We start from the raw sequence: 18186 nt of genomic DNA, 5'->3' as shown, positions 1-18186 counted from the left end.
TGAGAAACAATGGAGAGTCTTTTTTTAACCCTATAAAAAATTTTTAAAAAAGCTTAGCAACAATCGCCAGCCTTTTTTAATCCTCTAGTCGGTAAATATCAAATTATATACAAAAGATATCTTATCGTTTTAAACCGGACATTTGTCGCCGGTCTGTTCGTTCATCTATGAAGAAAAACCCTCTTTTATTCCTCGTGATTTTTAACATCTGTAATCATAGCATGGTTTTCACTATTTTACAAATTTATTAGCCTCATTTTGAAAACTATTTTCCTCATCTAAATCTTATGAACCTTATTAAATAAATAAAAAAGAAGCATCTAGAGCCTTTCAGCCCGACACTTCTTTTGAAATCAACCAATCAATATTGTGCACCTTTTTTATATGGTTTTCTCTAGGCGCTTGGAGACTTTAGAAAGCGAGTAGCAGACAATCCAATACATTAACCCCATCATAAGAAACATCGGAATCACATAAATGGTATTTTGCCCGTATACAATACGTACATGGTGCGTTAATTCTGGCAAGGTAATAATCGTTGCCAATGACGTATCTTTAATCAAGGATACAATTTGACTGACAATCGGTGGCACCATTGGTTTCTTGACCTAAAACCCCGTGGGACAAAGGAATGCGTTCATCCTTTACCCGAGCATTGAGCAGACCGACCCGGAATTGCGTTGTAACAAAGTCTGCTTCTTTCAAAGCCTCAAAGCGATCTAATGTTAAGTGGTCTTCCCAATCGAGTCCGGCTGCACGAATTTGGCGTTTAGCCATCTCCCCTACAATTTCTAGCTTGTGGCGCCCTTCTTCAATATCAACCAACCAAATTTCTTTAATCGGCAATTGGTCTTTCCTCATAATATAGCCTTCAATTCATTCGGGTGTATAACTGGAGCCACCGCCAATGGTGACAATCTTCAATCCTGTTTTAGTCATCTCTTTCCCTCCGTTTTTTAATAAAGTTTTCATCGCTTTACTTTAGCATATCAAAAATACTAGAAAAGCTTTTCGAAGTGGATTGAGACAAGCGTCTCGTCTTTGATTTTTGTTTCAGCTTTGAAACAAAAAAGCAGCCCCTTTAGGAGCCGCTCACAGGTTTAATCGACGCGGAGTTCTTTCACGACAGAAAGTAAATCCGTTCCGAAACTTGATTTAATTAAGACTTGATCATGTTGCTGTAGCTCTTTTTTCAAAGCAGCAATCAGCGGTGCTTTCTCACCACTAAAGTGGTGGATATTACTTGCTTCGTAGGTATTGCTTAAAACATCAAACAAAGCAGTCATTTCTTCACCGTATAAATAAAGGCAATCAAAGTCGTGTGGTGTCAAAGATGGTGCCAACGATTCATGAAGAATTTTAGACTGGTGACCTAGTTCACGAATATCGCCTAAGACAACGATACGACGTCCCTCCGCTTCACACGGTACTTGACGAAAGGCATCTAAGACAGCACGCATAGCCGTTGGACTAGCATTATAAGCATCATTTAAAATGTGTGACCCATTCACACCGTCTAACCATTGTGTGCGGTTTTCAGTCAGTGTGAAATTTTCTAAGTAAGCTTTCACTTCAATCATTGAGATGTCAAAATAAGCGGCTACTGAAAGAGCGATCAAGGCATTTTGAACGTTGTAATCGCCTAAAACTGGAATCGATAATTCAGCTGTATCATCGAAATTCACTTTAAAATTAGTATGATCTTTGTGACTATCAATGCCGTAAGCAAATAGAGTAGCCGTTTTATCAATACCAAAAGTCGCTTTTTTATAACTGCCATCAATTGGCATTTCTTCACGAATCAGCGGCTCGTTGATCGGATAAATAAATAAACCATCATCCTTCAAGCCTTCTAAAATTTCCAGCTTAGCTTTCGCAATATTTCGGCGTGAACCAAGGTGCTCCAAATGACTCTCACCAATTAGAGTAATAGCTGCCACGTCTGGCTGAGCGATTTTGCTCAAGCGAGAAATTTCGTTAAAGCCTGACATGCCCATTTCTAATACAATAACTTCTGTGTCTTCTGGCATATCTAAAATGGTGCTTGGTAACCCAATATCATTGTTATAGTTACCTGCTGTTTTATGAACGCGGTAGCGAGCAGATAACACAGCTGCCGTCATGTCTTTAGTCGTTGTTTTCCCGTTGCTACCAGTGATAGCGACCACCTTCGGATTAACCATCGCTAAATAAGCTTTTGCTAAATCTTGGAAAGCTTGTAAGGTGTCATCAACTAAAATAATGGCAATACCTTCAGGTGCTTCTGATTCTGGACGGCTCCAAAGCGCAGCCGTTGCTCCATTAGCAATGGCTGATTGAATGTAATCATGACCGTCTGTTTCGCCTTCTGTCAGTGGCACAAACAGGGTATTTTCTGTTGCTTTTCGTGAATCGAACACAACTGATTCGATTTCAGCAAAGCGGTTAGGTGAACTATAATCAATGGCATGGACAGCTTTTACAACGTCTATAATACGAATAGGCTTCATGTCTCGTCCTTCTTTCTGATGTGATAAAAGAAAATGCCGCCTCTCAAAGAGGGCAGCACCTATTCTTTTTTATTAGTCTAGTTCAGTAAAATCAATTTTTTCAGCATGGCGTTTTAAAGCAAGCTGGATCAGTTCTTCAACTAAATCGCTGTACTTCAAGCCTGTGTATTCCCATAGTAGTGGATACATCGAGAATTTAGTAAAGCCAGGTAAAGTATTGACTTCATTTAAGTAAATTTCATGGTTGCTGGTTACAAAGAAATCACAGCGGCTCAAACCAGAACCATCTAAGGTACGGAAGGCTGTTGCAGCATAGTCTTGTAACTTAGCAATCAAGTCTTCTGGTAGCTCTGCTGGAATTTGTAAATCAACAGAGTTGTTGATGTACTTTTCTTCATAGTCATAAAATTCAGTGGTTTTAACAATTTCACCAGGAGCTGATGTGTGAACATCGGCATTTCCTAAAATAGCAATTTCGATTTCACGAGCTTCGACGCCTTGTTCAACCACAATACGGTGGTCATAAAGGAAGGCTTTATTAATCGCCTCTGTCAATTCTTCACGGTTGCTAGCTTTCGTAATCCCAACACTTGAGCCCATGTTTGCCGGTTTCACATACATCGGATAAATGAGTGAACCTTCACAGCGAACAAAGGTTGCTTCTTGGTTGCTGTCCCAATCGAACTTAAAGACTGGCACATAAGGCACTTGCGGTAATCCTGCTTGTTGGAACAATTGCTTGCTGACAATTTTGTCCATTCCTGCTGCACTAGCTAAGACGCCACAGCCAACATAAGGCATATCTAATACTTCAAATAAGCCTTGGACTGTTCCATCTTCACCATTTGGTCCATGTAAAACAGGGAAAATAACGGCATCGTCAGATTGGATAGCACCAGGATTGATTTTCTTACCATAAGAAGTAGCACCTTCTTCGCTAGCCATAACAGCTGCTTCTCCAGCAGTGAATCGTAACCATTCTGACTCTGCTACTGGTGCTTTTAGTGTTTCACCCTGTAACCAGTCACCTTTACGAGTGATGTAAACAGGAACAACGTCATAATAATCATAATAAATTTCTTTTACAATTGAGTGGGCAGTTAGGATTGAAACATCATGTTCCGCACTTTTGCCTCCATAGATTAGAAAAACTTTCATACTTTTTCTCCTTAGCATTGAATATAGGTATATTCAAATCTTTTTCATAGGTCATTGTATCACATCACAAAGAGCCATGACATCATAAAAAGAGCCCGACACTCTTTTTTTGCCAGACTCTAATCAAAATCATAGATAAGGGTCCATTCCCCTTTTTCTGCATGGTATTCTATGTAGCCGACTGCTTCATCCTCGTCAAACAAGCGGTCAACCAAGGATAATTTATCCTCAGCGATAAAAATTGGAACACGGTAAAGGTCATCTTTAATGATGATTTGACGAAAAGAGAGACAGACACCTTCTCGAAAAACGAGTGCCAACTGGTCCATATTGGGAATCGCGAACGGCGCCGCTATTCTGTCTTTTTGGAAAAATCGTTTCTTTTCATTCAGCTTATTAGTCATGCGTTGGGTGATAGAACCAACAAATTGATCAATAAACTCTTCCAAATAGCGATAGTAAACTTTATTAAAGCCATTTGGCAATGAAAGAAAAATATAATTATTCTGCAATTTGTAATAGAATGGCGAATGTAAATAGTTATGTGCATGAGCCAGGTATAGAATTTCAGAAATTTCAACTGGGGTTAATTGGTGTAGCATTTCCAGATTGGTGAAATCAATCCATGATGTTGTCCGCGCAACCGCTGATTGGCTATTTTCTAAAAAGGCTCTGACATTCTCTTGTCCTTTAATGACTTGAAAACCACTATGGTTATCGTAGTCACCAACACTGCCATCACTTTTAATCAACAACAGGTTATTCGGTGTTCGTTTTAGTAAGCTTTTTTGATTGATATTAACAATACCTTTACTTAGTACATTGTTTCCAACTGTATCGTAATAAATATAAACAACTTGACTTGGCACTTTACATCCTCCCTTCTTCTTTCTTTCCGAACTTATTGTACTACCTTCTGAAAATAGGTAGGTATCAAATCCGTGTTAATATTATTACAATCATATATCTTTTTTTAAATAAAAGCTCTAAGTTTTCTTTAATATTCTCCTAAATATTTTTATTATAAGACAAAAGTGATAAAATGTCGAAAAGTTGTCTTATACGGATACACTATTTTTGAAAAATAGTTTACACTATTCCTATCAAGCGTTTACAAAAGGAGGTTATTTTATGACAGTCATCAATTGCCCCATGGGAATCAACCGACCACTACTAATTGATTCTGCCACCCTAACCAATCGTTTAACAACGGAGGATTTGCCAGCAGCCTATTTGGACTTATTAGCTGAAAAAAATGGTGGCTATCTTCAAAATATGTGGCTGCCTACTCCTGAACCAACATCTGACGGTCTGGATTACGGTCTCATCCATTATATTTTCGGTTTACATCACGATCCTGAAACAAGTATCCTTCACCAGCAACGCCATGACTTACCTGATTACTTTGTTATTTTTAGCGCCAACGAGCAGCAATTATTTGCCTTTGATTACGCCAATCATGATGCCCAAAACCAACCTGCTATTCGTCATTTAGATATTGAAACTGATAATTGGCAAATTGTCGCTCCTAATTTCCAACGTTTTTTAGAGATGCTACAGCCTTATCAACTGACTATTCCTCTTGAAGGAAAACTGACGCGTCACGAAACAAATCACGCTTTTTTATTAGTTGACGATGCAGACTTTTTGGAAGAGTTATGGCTCCATGTGGAAGACTGGGAAGACAAGGAGTGGTTGTTGGGTTGGTTGGAACATTTCACCAAGCACCCAAAGCTTGCCTATCGCCGAGTCACATTAGCTGCCCTTGAGGTTCAACTGCTCTATTTTCGTTTATCTTTCCCTTCCTCCGGCGTTGATCTCCTCAATCGTTTCTTAGCGGACGAGGACGAGGGCTTGCGCAAGCAGGCAGAGGCCTTGGTCACAGAGCTAGCTGAAGTGTGATAAAGTTGTGATAAAGTAATGTTAGACTAAATAGAAAGAAGGTTGATTCATGTTTTTAAGTGATGATTTGTTAGAGGCGATTCATAGTCGCGCAGCAAAATATGATAAGGAAAATACATTTCCTCATGAAGATTATGCGGCTTTAAAGGAAGCGGGCTATTATAAGGCATTTGTTCCAAAAGAATATGGCGGTTTCGGGCTTAATCTTAAAGAGATTGCTCACGAGCAAACACGGCTAGCTATGGCAGCACCTGCGACAGCTCTGGGGATTAATATGCACCAAATTATTGTTGGTGTTGCTCGCCATATGGTCAAGCACGGTAATCTGAAGGGTGAACAAATTTTAAGGGATGCTGCTGAAGGACATTTACTTTCCTTTGCAATTTCAGAACCAGCGAATGACCGTGTGTTGTTTGGCTCGATTTGTGAAGCCAAAGCTAACGAGGACGGAGGCTACCGCTTTTATGGTCCCAAAGTTTTCATTTCCATGGTCGGCGAATGTTCGCGGATGGTCACTTATGGCATGGACAGCCAAGGCGAGCAGCCACAATCTGTGTTTGCCTATCTCGAAAAAAATCCAGAAACTATTAAAATCAAACCAGATTGGGATACGTTAGGTATGCGTGGTACCCAATCCTATAGCGTTTTATTAGATGGTGCCTACGCAACCAGTAAGCAAATTCTAACAACAGTCAAGCCTGGTCCAAGCTTTGACCCGGTTGTCTTTGGGATTTTTTCTCACTTCGAATTATTGCTAGCTGCAACCTATCACGGGATTGGAAAACGTGCCTTGGAGTTGGGAATCGAAACGGTGAAGAAACGTCGATCCATTGCACAAGGGAAAACGTATGATCAAGATAAAAACATCCGCTGGCGGATTGCAGAAGCTGCCATCATTTTGGATAGTGTTCAACCACAAATTAATGTTTTAGCAACTGATATCGAAGAGGACGCTGATCATGGTAACCTTTGGCTGCCGCGTTTGTCAGCTATTAAAAATACAGCGGTCGAAGCCTCTATCAAAGCGGTCGAGGAGATGGTTCGTGCTAGTGGCGGGCGTTCTTACTATAATGATACCGAGCTATCTCGCTTGTTGCGGGATGTCTACGCAGGATTGTTCCAACCTTCTGACCAAGAATCGCTTCACGACGCCTGGGCAAGTTTATTATTAGGTCCGATTGAGTAGTTTTTATCCGATACAGCTTCTAAAAATTGGCTGTATCTTACATTCCAGCTACTAAATGTAAGATACAGCACCTTTATTTATTCTGTATGGTACAGCAAGACATAAAAAGACGGCGCCGGGACAAATGAACTGCCCCCTGTCAAGTAGACAGGTAAATAAACAAAATCTTTGTCCCATGTATGATACTGTTCATGCATGGTTTTTTTATGCCGGAATGCTTAAGCCCATGTTTAATGTCACCCGTTGGGTATTATAAAAACCAATATATTGTTCAATATCACGCTCTAATTCTTCAAAGCTCATATAAGTCTTCAGCCGATACATTTCTTCTTTGATAATGCCCCAAAAGTTCTCCATTGGACCGTTGTCAATGCATTTTCCCACACGAGACATACTGTGGGTGAGTTGATGTTTCTTCACAAAATTATTAAAGTCGTATGACGTGTATTGATATCCCCGATCGCTATGAATAAGCGTTTGGGTTGATATAATCTTGTCTTCAATTTGGCGAACTGTATCACGAACTAAGGCATTATCATTACGTTTCGATAGTTTAAAGGCTACGATCTTATTTTCGCCATAATCCAATATGGCACTAAGATAAGCTTTGGCGTTCTCTCCATACTTAAATTCAGTCACATCGGTTAATAAGACTTCCATCGATTGATAGTCCTTTCGGAATTCTCTATTGAGGATATTATCGGCGATATGTGCAGGATTGTGGGGCTTGTAACGATATCGTTTCCGACGGATAACAGCTTTCAAGTTCAGTAATTTCATCAAACGATAGACACACTTATGGTTTACTTTAGCGTTCATGAAGTGGTTTAGATAGATAGTTATTCGACGATAGCCATAAATACCTTTATGCTTTTCATAGACTTGAAGGATTAATTCAACAAGCTTTCGAAGCCGTTTTTTCCGACGCAGTCGGCTTGCGTTTCAACCACTTATAATAACCCGCTCTGCTCACACCCAAAGCATCACAGAGATGGATTACTTTGTATCCTTCTTTTTGTAGTTTCTTGATCGTTTGGTATTCCGCTTCATACCTCGTTTGCGTGACATCAACTCTCTTTCCACTTCTTCTAACTTTTTTAACGCTACGTTCTCCGTTTCTAGATACTCATTTCGTGCTCTTAAAGCTGCATTTTCAGCCCGGATTCTTTCTTCTTCCGTTTGAACAGAGTTTGGTTTGCCGCGACCCCGTCCATCTACTAGTCCGTCAGGACCATGCTTCTTATATTTTTGAACCCATGAATACACGTTATTGTAGGATACCTGATACTTCTCAGCAGTTTTTTTATAAGATAAACTATTAGCTAGGCAGTCTTGGACTATTTTGATTTTTTCTTCTTGTGTTGATTTTTTATCTGTCATCGTATACACCTCGGATTTTGGAGAATAGCTCCTCATTTCTTCCCCTTTAGTATACTTGTTTATCCAGCTCCTGACAGTATCAACTTTTGGGATATTATATTTAACAGCTAGCTGACCTATAGGTAATCTATCTTCTAAATATTCTTTCACGACTAAGTCCTTAAATTCTTTACTATATTTATTGGACTTAGATTTAACTTGAATCCCACTAATTCCATGCTCTTGGTATCTTAAGACTTTATCCCAAAAGGACGTCCAATTAATTAATAAACCATAGGCTTCTTTTAATTCTTTGAAACTGATTCCTTCATTCAGATACATCAAAATATATCTTTCGATTTCTTCAGTTGTATGTTTACTGTTTGAACGCATAAAAATCCCCCTAAAGTAATTTTACTTTTTTAAGTGTCTACTTTAGGGGGAGCATATCAAAATTCCCAGCACCGTCTTTATTTTTTATCTTAGTGTTTTTAAAGCTGTTGCCCAAGCAACTGTTGTATTTAATACCGCTTGGATTGTTGGTTCGTGAACGTCTGCTGGTGCAAATGTTCGAACAGATACTGGTTTTATTAGTGTCATTCTTTACACTCCCTTCATATATATAATCCGCAAACAAAGTCCATTTCTGTTTTTTAATTGCACTATTTTACCTCTAAAAATCATTGCATTTTGGAATGTGTAGTGGTATTATCTTAATGTTATGGGCGAGTGACCAATTCGTGTATAATAATCAACTCTGATTTAGGAAATATCTCAGGGCATAAAGGAGAGAAAATAGAATGAAACAAGAAATTCATCCAAGTTACCAACAAGTTGTCTTCATGGATACTACAACAGGTTTTAAATTCTTGTCAGGATCTACTAAAGGTTCTAGCGAAACTGTTGAATGGGAAGATGGAAATACATACCCATTAATCCGTGTTGAAATTTCATCTGATTCACATCCGTTCTATACTGGCCGTCAAAAATTTGCACAAGCAGAAGGACGCGTTGGTCGTTTCAACAAAAAATACGGTTTCAAAACAGAAACAGAAGAAGCTTAATTTCACAAACAAAAGAGCTGAGACAGCATTGTCTCAGCTCTTTTTGTCGTTTAGGGAGTTAGCATTGTAAGATACAGCTCTTCTTTTTGGTCTGTATCTTACATGGGATGGCTGATATGTAAGATACAGCCTCCCAATGACTAGCTGTATCTTACATTTTGACTAACAAATGTAAATTACAGCCATATTTTGGGAGCTGTATCTACCATCTAGATACAAAAAACCCCTTCTAGGCACAGCCGAGAAGGGGTTCTTCCATTTAGTTAGCTAGTAATTCTGTTAGTCTTTCTTCAGAAGCACCACTATCAATGTTTAAGTTTGTAAAAGCATTTTCGCCATCAATCGTAACCACTTGAGGTACCAAAGGCACAGTCATTTTATCGCGTAATGCTTTCAATTCTGGATCACTCGGTGTATTCAAGCTATTCAAGTAGTGGACAGTTAAGCCATTTTGTTGGCGAACATTTTCCAATTTCGGTACAAACTTTTGACAGTATGGACAGGTTGGTTTTCCAATAAATAGGATTGTTTTTTCACCTTTAGCTAAACGGTTTTCAACGTCTTGCGCTGTAATTTCAATAAAGTTGTTAACAACTTCTTCGTATTGATCTTGACTCATTCCTATCTCTCCTTTAAATCATGCTACAGTCATCATAGCATGGATCATTATTTCATTAAAGAAATGCGGGTTGAGAATTCCTCATTATTTTTAGTCGTACGTAACTGTTTCAAGAATTCTTCTGTATATTCTAAGGCATCGCCACGCATGGTCTTACGCAACTTCCAAATGCCTTCCATTTCCTTGGTCGTCAGCAGCGATTCCTCACGGCGCGTTCCTGATTTCTTAATATCAATAGCCGGGAAAATACGACGCTCAGCCAATTCACGCGATAAGACAATCTCTGAGTTCCCCGTTCCCTTAAACTCTTCGTAAATCATATCGTCCATGCGGCTACCTGTATCAACAAGGGCCGTTGCTAAAATAGTCAAGCTCCCGCCATCCTCGATATTTCGTGCCGCCCCAAAGAAGCGTTTCGGCCGGTAAAGTGCAGCTGGATCAATCCCACCGCTCAATGTACGTCCACTTGGCGGAATCACTAAGTTATAAGCACGCGCAAGACGGGTAATACTATCCATTAAAATAACGACATCGCGTTTATCTTCGACTAGACGCATGGCACGTTCCAAAACTAATTCACTAACGCGAACATGGTTAGATGGTTGCTGGTCAAAGGTTGAATAAACCACGTCACCATCTACACTTCTTTCAATATCAGTTACTTCTTCTGGACGCTCGTCAATCAAGAGCATAATCAATTCGACATCAGGATAATTGGTCTTGATACCATTGGCAATAGCCTTCAATAAGGTTGTCTTTCCTGCCTTAGGTGGCGCGACAATTAAGCCACGTTGACCAAAGCCGATTGGCGAAATCAAATCAATCATGCGGTTGGATAGATTTTTTTGACTGGTTTCAATGACAATTTTTTTGTCGGGATAAATAGGCGTTAAGCCTGGGAAATGCGAGCGTTCCTTAGCTTCTTCTGGGTTTCTACCATTCACGCTATTAACTTGCATTAGTCCATAATAACGTTCAGATGCTTTGGGTGGCCGCGCTTTACCGCCTACTTTGTCACCATTTCTCAAATCAAATCGGCGAATTTGGGAAGACGATATATAAATATCTTCTTGGCTCGGCGAATAGTTGATTGGTCGCAAAAAGCCATAGCCCTCTTGAGAGATAATATCCAGAACACCTTCTGTCATAAAGAAGCCTTGTTTTTCTTCTTGAGCACGAATCACCGCATGGGCAAGTTCTTTTTTGGTCATCTGGCTATAATAAGGAATTTTATATTCCTTGGCATAGGTATAAATCTCTTTCAAGGTTTTCTGTTCCAGTTCTTGAAGGGATAACATATCTTCCATTTGTGGTCACCCACCTTCCTTTTCCTTCTATAGTCAACAGTTTTAGTCTTCAATCATTTGAATGTCTGCACCTAAAGCTGTTAGTTTATCAATAATATTGTCGTAACCTCTTAATATATTTTCAACACCTGAAATGGTGGTTGTTCCCTTAGCCATCAAGCCGGCAATAACAAGACAAGCTCCCGCACGCAAGTCAGTCGCTTTCACTTCTACACCGGTCAATTGATTTGGTCCTGTTAAAATAATGGTGTCACTTTCTACTTTTGCACGGGCACCCATGCGAACAAGTTCAGGAATATGGTTGATTCGTTTGGGGTAAATGGTATCGATAATCGTGCCATCACCATGAGCCTTCAGCATCAATGGGGTTAGTGGCTGTTGTAAGTCAGTTGCAAAGCCTGGGTAAGGTAATGTTTTGACATGTGTCATTGTTAGATCATCTGATTTGTGGACAAGAATACTATCTTCTCCAATTTCCATCTTAACGCCCATTTCTTCCATTTTTGCAACAAGACCTTCGATGTGCTCCACGATCACATTTTTCACGTGAACACGTTCGCCCATCGCTGCAGCTGCAGCTAGATAGGTCCCTGCTTCAATGCGGTCAGGAATGACGGTATGACGGCAACCACTTAGGCGACTCACACCTTCAATTCGAATCACGTCAGTACCAGCCCCACGGATTTTAGCACCCATATTGTTTAGTAGGGTACAAACATCAATAATTTCAGGTTCCTTAGCAGCATTTTCAATAATGGTTTTTCCCTTTGCCTTAACGGCAGCTAAGATGGTGTTGATGGTTGCGCCAATGGAAACAACATCCAAGTAAATGCGATCGCCAACTAACCCTTCTTCTGGTGTTGTTAAGTAAATGGCCCCTAATTCATTGCGGACATTAGCACCAAGCGCTTCAAATCCCTTGATGTGTTGGTCAATCGGACGAGGCCCTAAATAACAGCCACCTGGTAATCCAATAACGCCTTCACCAAACTTAGACAAAACTGCTCCCATGAAGTAATAGGATGCTCTTAAGTTCTTAATTTTCCCAGTTGGCATTGGAATAGAAACCATGTTTGATGGGTCAATGGTTAGGACACCACGATCGGCTTCAAAAGTCACTTCAACATTGAAATCACGTAAAATATCAATTAAAGAATGAACATCTTGAATATCAGGGATCCCCTCAAGAGTTACCACTGAATCTGCTAAAATTGATGCAGGAATAAGGGCAACCGTACTATTTTTCGCACCACTGATGGTGACTTCTCCATTCAATGGTCTATCACCATTGATGACTATCTTTTTCATGAAAAGACCTCACTTTATGATTTATCTCTTATTATAACGCTCTTTGCTTTCGCTATCTTATTCTAACAAAATAAGACAATGCTTGGCTATGATTTCGCAATTTATCCAGCAGAAAGGCGCCTTTTTTATTTATTTTTAAAGAAATGTCTCATTTCATCAGTCAAAGGTTTATTCTCAGTAAATAAATCACTGTTATGTCGAATCATTGGTTCAAGAACGTCATATAACTTCGCAGCATCACAAACTCGAACGGTTGCATCGCCGAACTTACCGATGGTCATAGCACCTTCTTCTACGAGAAGGTCGTCTACTTTCCAATAGTGCTCAGACCAAGATGGTCCAATATGACGCCTTGAAGGAACGGAATGTTTTACACCATCTGGTGAAATGCTATAGAGTTGCTGATGACTATCAGAAATGCGTCCCGGTACATTCAACCACTCTTCAATACCATGAATATAAGTATTTTTGGTTAAGTCGACACCCAACAAAACAATTTGGGCTTGGCGATCTAGCAATTTACCCCAAACAGAATCTCTTGCACAAGGGGTATCAAATGTTTCTGCCCCTTCTACAAAACTACTAGCTTCTTTACCCATAGCAGCCACCGAATGAGTGGGATGCCATGAACGAATAGCACCGTCACGCTTACGAAACAACTCCGTTAAAACGCCTACATTTGTCTTCGAATCTTCAACAGAAAAAACGGGATTATCTTCCTTAATGTATGCCCAAGTATGAGTCGGCAAAACAAGTAGCCCATCCTTCATATACTCAATAAAGCTATCCAAAACGGTATCTGGTCCGCCGTCGACGTCACCGATACTCTTATATGATGAATGAATTAAAACAGTACCATTTCTATCAATACCTAGGTTTTCGAGTTGCACCATGAAATCATTTTTTGTATACATAACAATTCCCCTTTAAACTCATCATTAATAAAAAAAAACCAGGGCCTAAGCCCCGGCTTTTGGATAGTTGCTATTACGCTTTTTGGCTTGATCCAAATACATTCATTGTATTTTTAACCAATTTAACGATTGCATCTTTTCCTGGCCCAATAATTTTACGTGGGTCATATTCTTTAGAGTCGTTAGCTAATTTTTCGCGAACTGCAGCTGTCCAAACTTGTTGACATTCTGTGTTTACGTTAATTTTGCTGTGACCGTATTCGATTGCTTGTTGGATTTGGTGTTGTGGAATTCCTGAACCACCATGCAATACTAATGGTGCATGTGTTAATTCAGAGATTTCTTTCATTTCGTCAAATCCAAGGTTTGGTTCACCTTCGTATGGTCCGTGAACTGAACCTAAAGCTGCTGCTAGAGCATCGATTTTTGCTTCTGTTACCATACGTAGACATTCTTGAGGATCTGCGTATTGGATTCCGCCTGTTACGCCATCTTCAGTACCACCCACAGTACCTACTTCTGCTTCAACTGAAGCACCTTTTGAATGAGCGTATTCAACAACGCGAATTGTTTGAGCGATGTTTTCATCGATTGGGAACTTAGAATTGTCAATCATAACTGAAGAGTATCCAGCGTCGATTGCATCTTTACAGTTCTCGTAACTTGATCCATGGTCTAAATGAAGTGCAACTGGAACAGTAATATCCATTGTTTCTAACAATGCACTTACCATTGAAGCAACAACCAAATGACCTCCCATATATTTTGCTGCACCTTCAGATACACCTAAAATTACTGGAGAGTTTTCTTCTTGTGCTGCTTGCAATACTGCTTGTGTCCATTCTAAGTTATTGATGTTGAATTGACCTACAGCATATTTACCTTCCAATGCTTTATTTAACATTTCTGTCATACTTACTAACCGACTCATGTTTTTTTGCCTCCTTGGAACTACCCATTTTGTTTGTTTCTTAGACTCACTAACAAGACTATTGTAACAAAATTTGTCCCGGATTACTACCAAATGAGCCTATTAAAATGCAAAAATGAACACTTTATTACCGATTTATATGATTGATTTAATAAAACCGCTAAATAACGGGTGGGACGAATTAGGACCACTTAGAAATTCCGGATGAAATTGGGTTGCTAGAAAGTAAGGATGATTGTTTAATTCAATTATTTCAACTAATTGGCCGTCAGGTGATAATCCAGAGAACTGAAGGCCTGCTTGTTGGCAATTATCACGGTAGTCATTGTTAAATTCGTAGCGATGACGGTGGCGTTCTTCTATCAATTCTGCTTGATAAAGCGAGTGAGCGAGACTATCCGCTCTTAATTGACAAGGATAGAGTCCTAATCTTAAACTGCCGCCTAAATCACCGTTTTTCTCTTGATGATCCATTAAATCAATAATTGCGTGAGGCGTTTGAGGATTAAGTTCGCTTGAGTGGGCCTCCGAAAGGCCCACTACGTGCCGTGCAAATTCAATACAAGCTAGCTGCATCCCTAGACAAATTCCTAAGAAGGGTAATTGTCGTTCTCTGGCATAACGGATAGCATCAATCATCCCTTCCGTCCCTCTCTCGCCAAAGCCACCAGGCACTAGCAAGCCGTCAACATCATCCAATTCACTGCTAATTGTTTCTGCAGTCACTGACTCTGCATCAATCCATTTGATGTCTATCTGTCGATCATAGCTATATCCAGCATGTTTCAATGCCTCAACAATCGACAAATAGGCATCCGGCAACGCCACATACTTGCCGACAATACCAATGCGAATAGATTGAGTCGTTTGTTCTACCTTTTCAACAAAACCTTCCCACTCACTTAAAGTCCCCTCTAGCGCATTTAGTTTTAAACGACTTAAAACAGCATCATCCATCTTCTGATCTTTCAATAGCAAAGGGATACGATAAATATTGGCTGTGTCTGGCGATTCGATAATAGCATCTAAATCGACATCACAAAAAGCAGCTAATTTTTCTTTTGTAGACATCGGAAGAGGCTGTTCTGTACGTAAGACTAAGAAGTCGGGCTGAATGCCTAAGCTTCTCAGCTCTTTCACACTGTGCTGAGTCGGTTTAGTCTTAAATTCGCCCGCTGCCTTCAAATAGGGAACAAGGGTAACGTGAATGTATAAGACATTATCTGGACCAGCAGTTTTCTTCATCTGTCTTAAGGCTTCCCAAAACGGTAATGATTCAATATCCCCAACGGTTCCACCAACTTCGGTAATAACGATATCCGCATCTGTTGATTGGCCAGCTTTGACAATTTTTTCCTTAATCGCATCCGTTATATGGGGAATCACTTGAACGGTTTTACCTAAGTAATCACCCCTGCGTTCTTTTTCAATGACTTCTTTATAAATACGGCCACTGGTGACATTGGAATAGCGGTTCAGGCGGATTCCCGTAAATCGTTCATAGTGGCCCAAATCAAGATCAGTTTCCGTTCCATCATCAGTGACATACACTTCCCCATGTTGGAAAGGGCTCATCGTACCAGGGTCGACATTCATATAAGGATCAAATTTTTGAATGGTTACCTTTAATCCTCGTTCCTTCAATAATTTAGCTAACGATGCTGCGATAATTCCTTTCCCAATTGATGAGACAACGCCACCTGATACAAACACATACTTTGTCATAAGTAAAACCTCCTTTGATTTAGGAGGGAAAAATAAAAAAATCCCCATTCCAAAACTGGAACAGGGAGAATTATCATTTTATGTGCGCCTACGTAACCGTTTGGTTTGTAGTGAGCCCATCAATTATTTTACTCGCATTTAACTGTGAGGTCAATCAAAAGATTATAACTCTTCTTCTTCCTCTTCTTCATCAGCTTCAATATCATCGTCATCAATGAGCGTTAAGTCTTCTTCGATGCTTTCAGGCACATCATCTAACTCATCATCTAGATTATCTGCTAAATCATCGTCAATCTCTGCCTCATCATCTTCGATAACATCATCAGCTTCACTCTCGTCCTCTTCTTCATCTGAGACAAACGTATCTTCTGGATCATCATCGTTGTAATCAATCACGTCATCATCTTCAGATGTCGCAAAGGCATTTAGTTTCTTACGTTTCTTACGACGTACACGTACTTCATCTTCATCAATAGAAGAAAGGATTTCCTCATCAATAGAATCAATCGGATACCAAGAACGTAGTCCCCAGCGGTTTTCTCCTAAAGAGATAAAGCTTCCGTCAATGTTTAAATTGGTATAGAAGCGAACCATACGGCCTTCCAATTCTTCTTCAGACAACTCAAGATACGCTTGAATACGTTCAAGCAAGTGGTTGAATTCCAACACTTCGCCGGTCTCTTCTAAAATCGCATGTGCCACTTCAATCATCGATAATTCATTTTTATTTATTCCGTCTAATTCCGCCAGCCTCACCGTGCCACGTCCTTTCAAAAATCTACTCTTTATCATACAATATTTAGGTAGTAAATTGCAACGTCATTCCGTAATTTCCCAATACTTCTTGATTTGATTCTAACGCATAATCTAATTGAATTGTACCAGAAAAAGGTTGATCATGATAATTTTGTAATAATCGTTTGGTTACTGTCTCTAATTCCAACAATCCAGCTGGTGTTGGCAGTAGCGCATTCCCCTTTTCACCGGCCTCAAAAGCCATACGTGTTGCTATGCCTTCCTCTGAACGTCGGATAATCGTTACTTTTCCTGCCTTAGACACTTTTAGGGTCACCTTATGCTTGGTTTCAGCTTCTTCATAACGTAAATAGAGCCATTCACCCATTTGCACCATTTGCCCATTGCCTTCGTAAAGGAAAATCTCACGTTCTCCTTCTTGTTCAATGATTGTTTCTAATCGGTACTCTACTACTGTACTCTTATCAATTGGCAAGTCTGTCACTCCTTTCTTGCCATTATTCCATTTTCACTCCTAGTATAACTTTTTCTTTCAAACAAGGTCAACTCTCCTTTATTAATAATTAGCTTAAAAATCTGCTATAATTAACTTATATATACTACTGATTTCACATAGATTGGACGCATTTTTATGACAGACTTTTTACATGAATCTATTTTTGAGTTATTTGACTCGTCAACAACACCTTTACGCTCACAAACTTATGCTCACTTTGCGCTCGGTGATGCCTTCATTCGGCGTGTTAACCAGCCTAATAGATCAGCAATCGCCCATTTTTGGCCAATCGAAAATATGGTTATTTTAGGCATGATGGATACCAAGCTACCTTACTTGGCTGATGGGGTTTCCTTTTTAGAAAACAAAGGCGCTCAAGTCGTCGTTCGGCCTGCAGGAGGATTGGCTGTTGTTTCCGATCTAGGTATTCTTAATTTTTCCCTTATTTTACCGGAAGCTGACGATGAAAAAATCAGTATTGATGATGGCTATCAAGTCATGGTTGATTTGATTAGACAAGTTTTTTCGCCTTACGGCAAAGCTATTGAAGCTTATGAAATCGTTGATTCTTACTGCCCAGGTAAGTTTGACCTCAGTATTGATGGCAAAAAATTTGCTGGAATTGCCCAAAGACGATTTAAAAAAGGGATTGCTATTATGATTTATATGAGTGTCGAAGGCGACCAGGATGGCCGCGGTAAACTAATCCAAAGCTTTTACGAAGGTGGTTTAAAGGGTGAAGAGACCCAGTGGAACTTCCCTCTCGTTAATCCAGATTCAATGGCTAACCTGTCCGATTTACTCGATACGACACTGACAGTCGCACAAGTAAAACAAATGATGATCGACACCTTAACTAAACAAGGCAATCATTTAGTTGAAGGTGACTACACAGCTGACATTATGGCAGACTACCATGATGCCTACACTAAAATGGAAAAAAGAAATCGCCAATTGTTTGGAAAATAAGAA

General features: G+C 39.7%; 18 protein-coding genes and 2 pseudogenes. 4 read left to right on the top strand and 16 right to left on the bottom strand.

All coding sequences use genetic code 11. The features are described 5' to 3' along the window. Positions 1–380: 380 nt before the first annotated feature. The 5 genes and pseudogenes from BW721_RS12085 to BW721_RS09635 form a co-directional block, all read right to left on the bottom strand. Positions 381–602 (bottom strand): annotated as a pseudogene (locus tag BW721_RS12085) (amino acid ABC transporter permease); the annotation flags it as partial. Then, a pseudogene (locus tag BW721_RS09650) lies at positions 589–876 on the bottom strand (family 4 glycosyl hydrolase); the annotation flags it as partial. The pseudogenes BW721_RS12085 and BW721_RS09650, both read right to left, overlap by 14 nt. Positions 877–1100: 224 nt before the next feature. Beyond that, positions 1101–2489: a UDP-N-acetylmuramoyl-tripeptide--D-alanyl-D-alanine ligase gene (locus BW721_RS09645; protein ID WP_076768235.1), complete on the bottom strand. Its 1389-nt coding sequence runs from the start codon at positions 2487–2489 to the stop codon at positions 1101–1103. Positions 2490–2561: 72 nt separating this feature from the next. Beyond that, positions 2562–3647 carry a D-alanine--D-alanine ligase gene (locus tag BW721_RS09640; RefSeq protein WP_076768233.1) on the bottom strand — a complete coding sequence of 362 codons (1086 nt, stop codon included), beginning with the start codon at positions 3645–3647 and terminating at the stop codon, positions 2562–2564. 119 nt (positions 3648–3766) lie between these two features. Next, positions 3767–4516, bottom strand: coding sequence for a hypothetical protein (locus BW721_RS09635; RefSeq protein WP_076768231.1), 750 nt, complete (start codon positions 4514–4516; stop codon positions 3767–3769). Positions 4517–4778: 262 nt separating this feature from the next. Between BW721_RS09635 and BW721_RS09630 the strand changes: the two genes are divergently transcribed. Further along, complete coding sequence (locus BW721_RS09630) at positions 4779–5549, top strand: SMI1/KNR4 family protein (protein WP_076768229.1); 771 nt, start codon at positions 4779–4781, stop codon at positions 5547–5549. A 49-nt stretch (positions 5550–5598) separates the two neighbouring features. Continuing rightward, positions 5599–6735 (top strand): acyl-CoA dehydrogenase family protein, encoded by a 1137-nt coding sequence (locus tag BW721_RS09625; RefSeq protein ID WP_076768227.1) that lies wholly within the window; start codon positions 5599–5601, stop codon positions 6733–6735. A gap of 204 nt (positions 6736–6939) precedes the next feature. Here the strand turns inward: BW721_RS09625 and BW721_RS09620 are convergent, their stop codons facing one another. From BW721_RS09620 to BW721_RS12210, 3 genes are all read right to left on the bottom strand, one after another. After that, positions 6940–7626, bottom strand: a complete 687-nt coding sequence (locus tag BW721_RS09620; protein ID WP_232222979.1) for an IS3 family transposase — start codon at positions 7624–7626, stop codon at positions 6940–6942. Positions 7627–7731: 105 nt separating this feature from the next. After that, positions 7732–8487, bottom strand: a complete 756-nt coding sequence (locus tag BW721_RS09615) for a helix-turn-helix domain-containing protein (protein WP_076766434.1) — start codon at positions 8485–8487, stop codon at positions 7732–7734. Between the two features lie 84 nt (positions 8488–8571). Further along, positions 8572–8694: a hypothetical protein gene (locus tag BW721_RS12210; RefSeq protein ID WP_257787739.1), complete on the bottom strand. Its 123-nt coding sequence runs from the start codon at positions 8692–8694 to the stop codon at positions 8572–8574. A gap of 200 nt (positions 8695–8894) precedes the next feature. On the opposite strand from BW721_RS12210, the gene BW721_RS09610 reads away from it, so the two are divergent. Further along, positions 8895–9158, top strand: coding sequence for a type B 50S ribosomal protein L31 (locus BW721_RS09610; protein ID WP_076768223.1), 264 nt, complete (start codon positions 8895–8897; stop codon positions 9156–9158). A 259-nt stretch (positions 9159–9417) separates the two neighbouring features. Here BW721_RS09610 and traF read toward each other — a convergent pair whose 3' ends face one another. From traF to BW721_RS09570, 8 genes are all read right to left on the bottom strand, one after another. Beyond that, complete coding sequence (traF, locus tag BW721_RS09605; RefSeq protein ID WP_076768221.1) at positions 9418–9777, bottom strand: conjugal transfer protein TraF; 360 nt, start codon at positions 9775–9777, stop codon at positions 9418–9420. Positions 9778–9824: 47 nt separating this feature from the next. Then, entirely contained in the window at positions 9825–11084 is a 1260-nt protein-coding gene (gene rho, locus BW721_RS09600; protein ID WP_076768219.1) for a transcription termination factor Rho, read from the bottom strand. Between the two features lie 42 nt (positions 11085–11126). Next, on the bottom strand, positions 11127–12392 hold the full coding sequence (locus tag BW721_RS09595) for a UDP-N-acetylglucosamine 1-carboxyvinyltransferase (RefSeq protein WP_076768217.1): 1266 nt from the start codon (positions 12390–12392) through the stop codon (positions 11127–11129). Between the two features lie 125 nt (positions 12393–12517). Beyond that, complete coding sequence (locus BW721_RS09590; protein WP_076768215.1) at positions 12518–13306, bottom strand: AAC(3) family N-acetyltransferase; 789 nt, start codon at positions 13304–13306, stop codon at positions 12518–12520. A 73-nt stretch (positions 13307–13379) separates the two neighbouring features. Continuing rightward, positions 13380–14237, bottom strand: a complete 858-nt coding sequence (gene fba, locus BW721_RS09585) for a class II fructose-1,6-bisphosphate aldolase (protein ID WP_076768212.1) — start codon at positions 14235–14237, stop codon at positions 13380–13382. A 135-nt stretch (positions 14238–14372) separates the two neighbouring features. Next, positions 14373–15962 (bottom strand): CTP synthase, encoded by a 1590-nt coding sequence (locus BW721_RS09580; protein WP_076768210.1) that lies wholly within the window; start codon positions 15960–15962, stop codon positions 14373–14375. Positions 15963–16124: 162 nt separating this feature from the next. Next, positions 16125–16718 (bottom strand): DNA-directed RNA polymerase subunit delta, encoded by a 594-nt coding sequence (gene rpoE, locus BW721_RS09575; RefSeq protein WP_335617485.1) that lies wholly within the window; start codon positions 16716–16718, stop codon positions 16125–16127. A gap of 43 nt (positions 16719–16761) precedes the next feature. Next, positions 16762–17193, bottom strand: a complete 432-nt coding sequence (locus BW721_RS09570; protein ID WP_076768206.1) for a DUF1934 domain-containing protein — start codon at positions 17191–17193, stop codon at positions 16762–16764. Between the two features lie 156 nt (positions 17194–17349). Between BW721_RS09570 and BW721_RS09565 the strand changes: the two genes are divergently transcribed. After that, positions 17350–18183: a lipoate--protein ligase family protein gene (locus BW721_RS09565; RefSeq protein WP_076768203.1), complete on the top strand. Its 834-nt coding sequence runs from the start codon at positions 17350–17352 to the stop codon at positions 18181–18183. Positions 18184–18186: the final 3 nt, after the last annotated feature.

Source organism: Jeotgalibaca sp. PTS2502, from assembly GCF_001975685.1.
Classification (GTDB): Bacteria; Bacillota; Bacilli; order Lactobacillales; family Aerococcaceae; genus Jeotgalibaca; species Jeotgalibaca arthritidis.
This window is presented reverse-complemented; position numbering and strand designations above follow the sequence as displayed.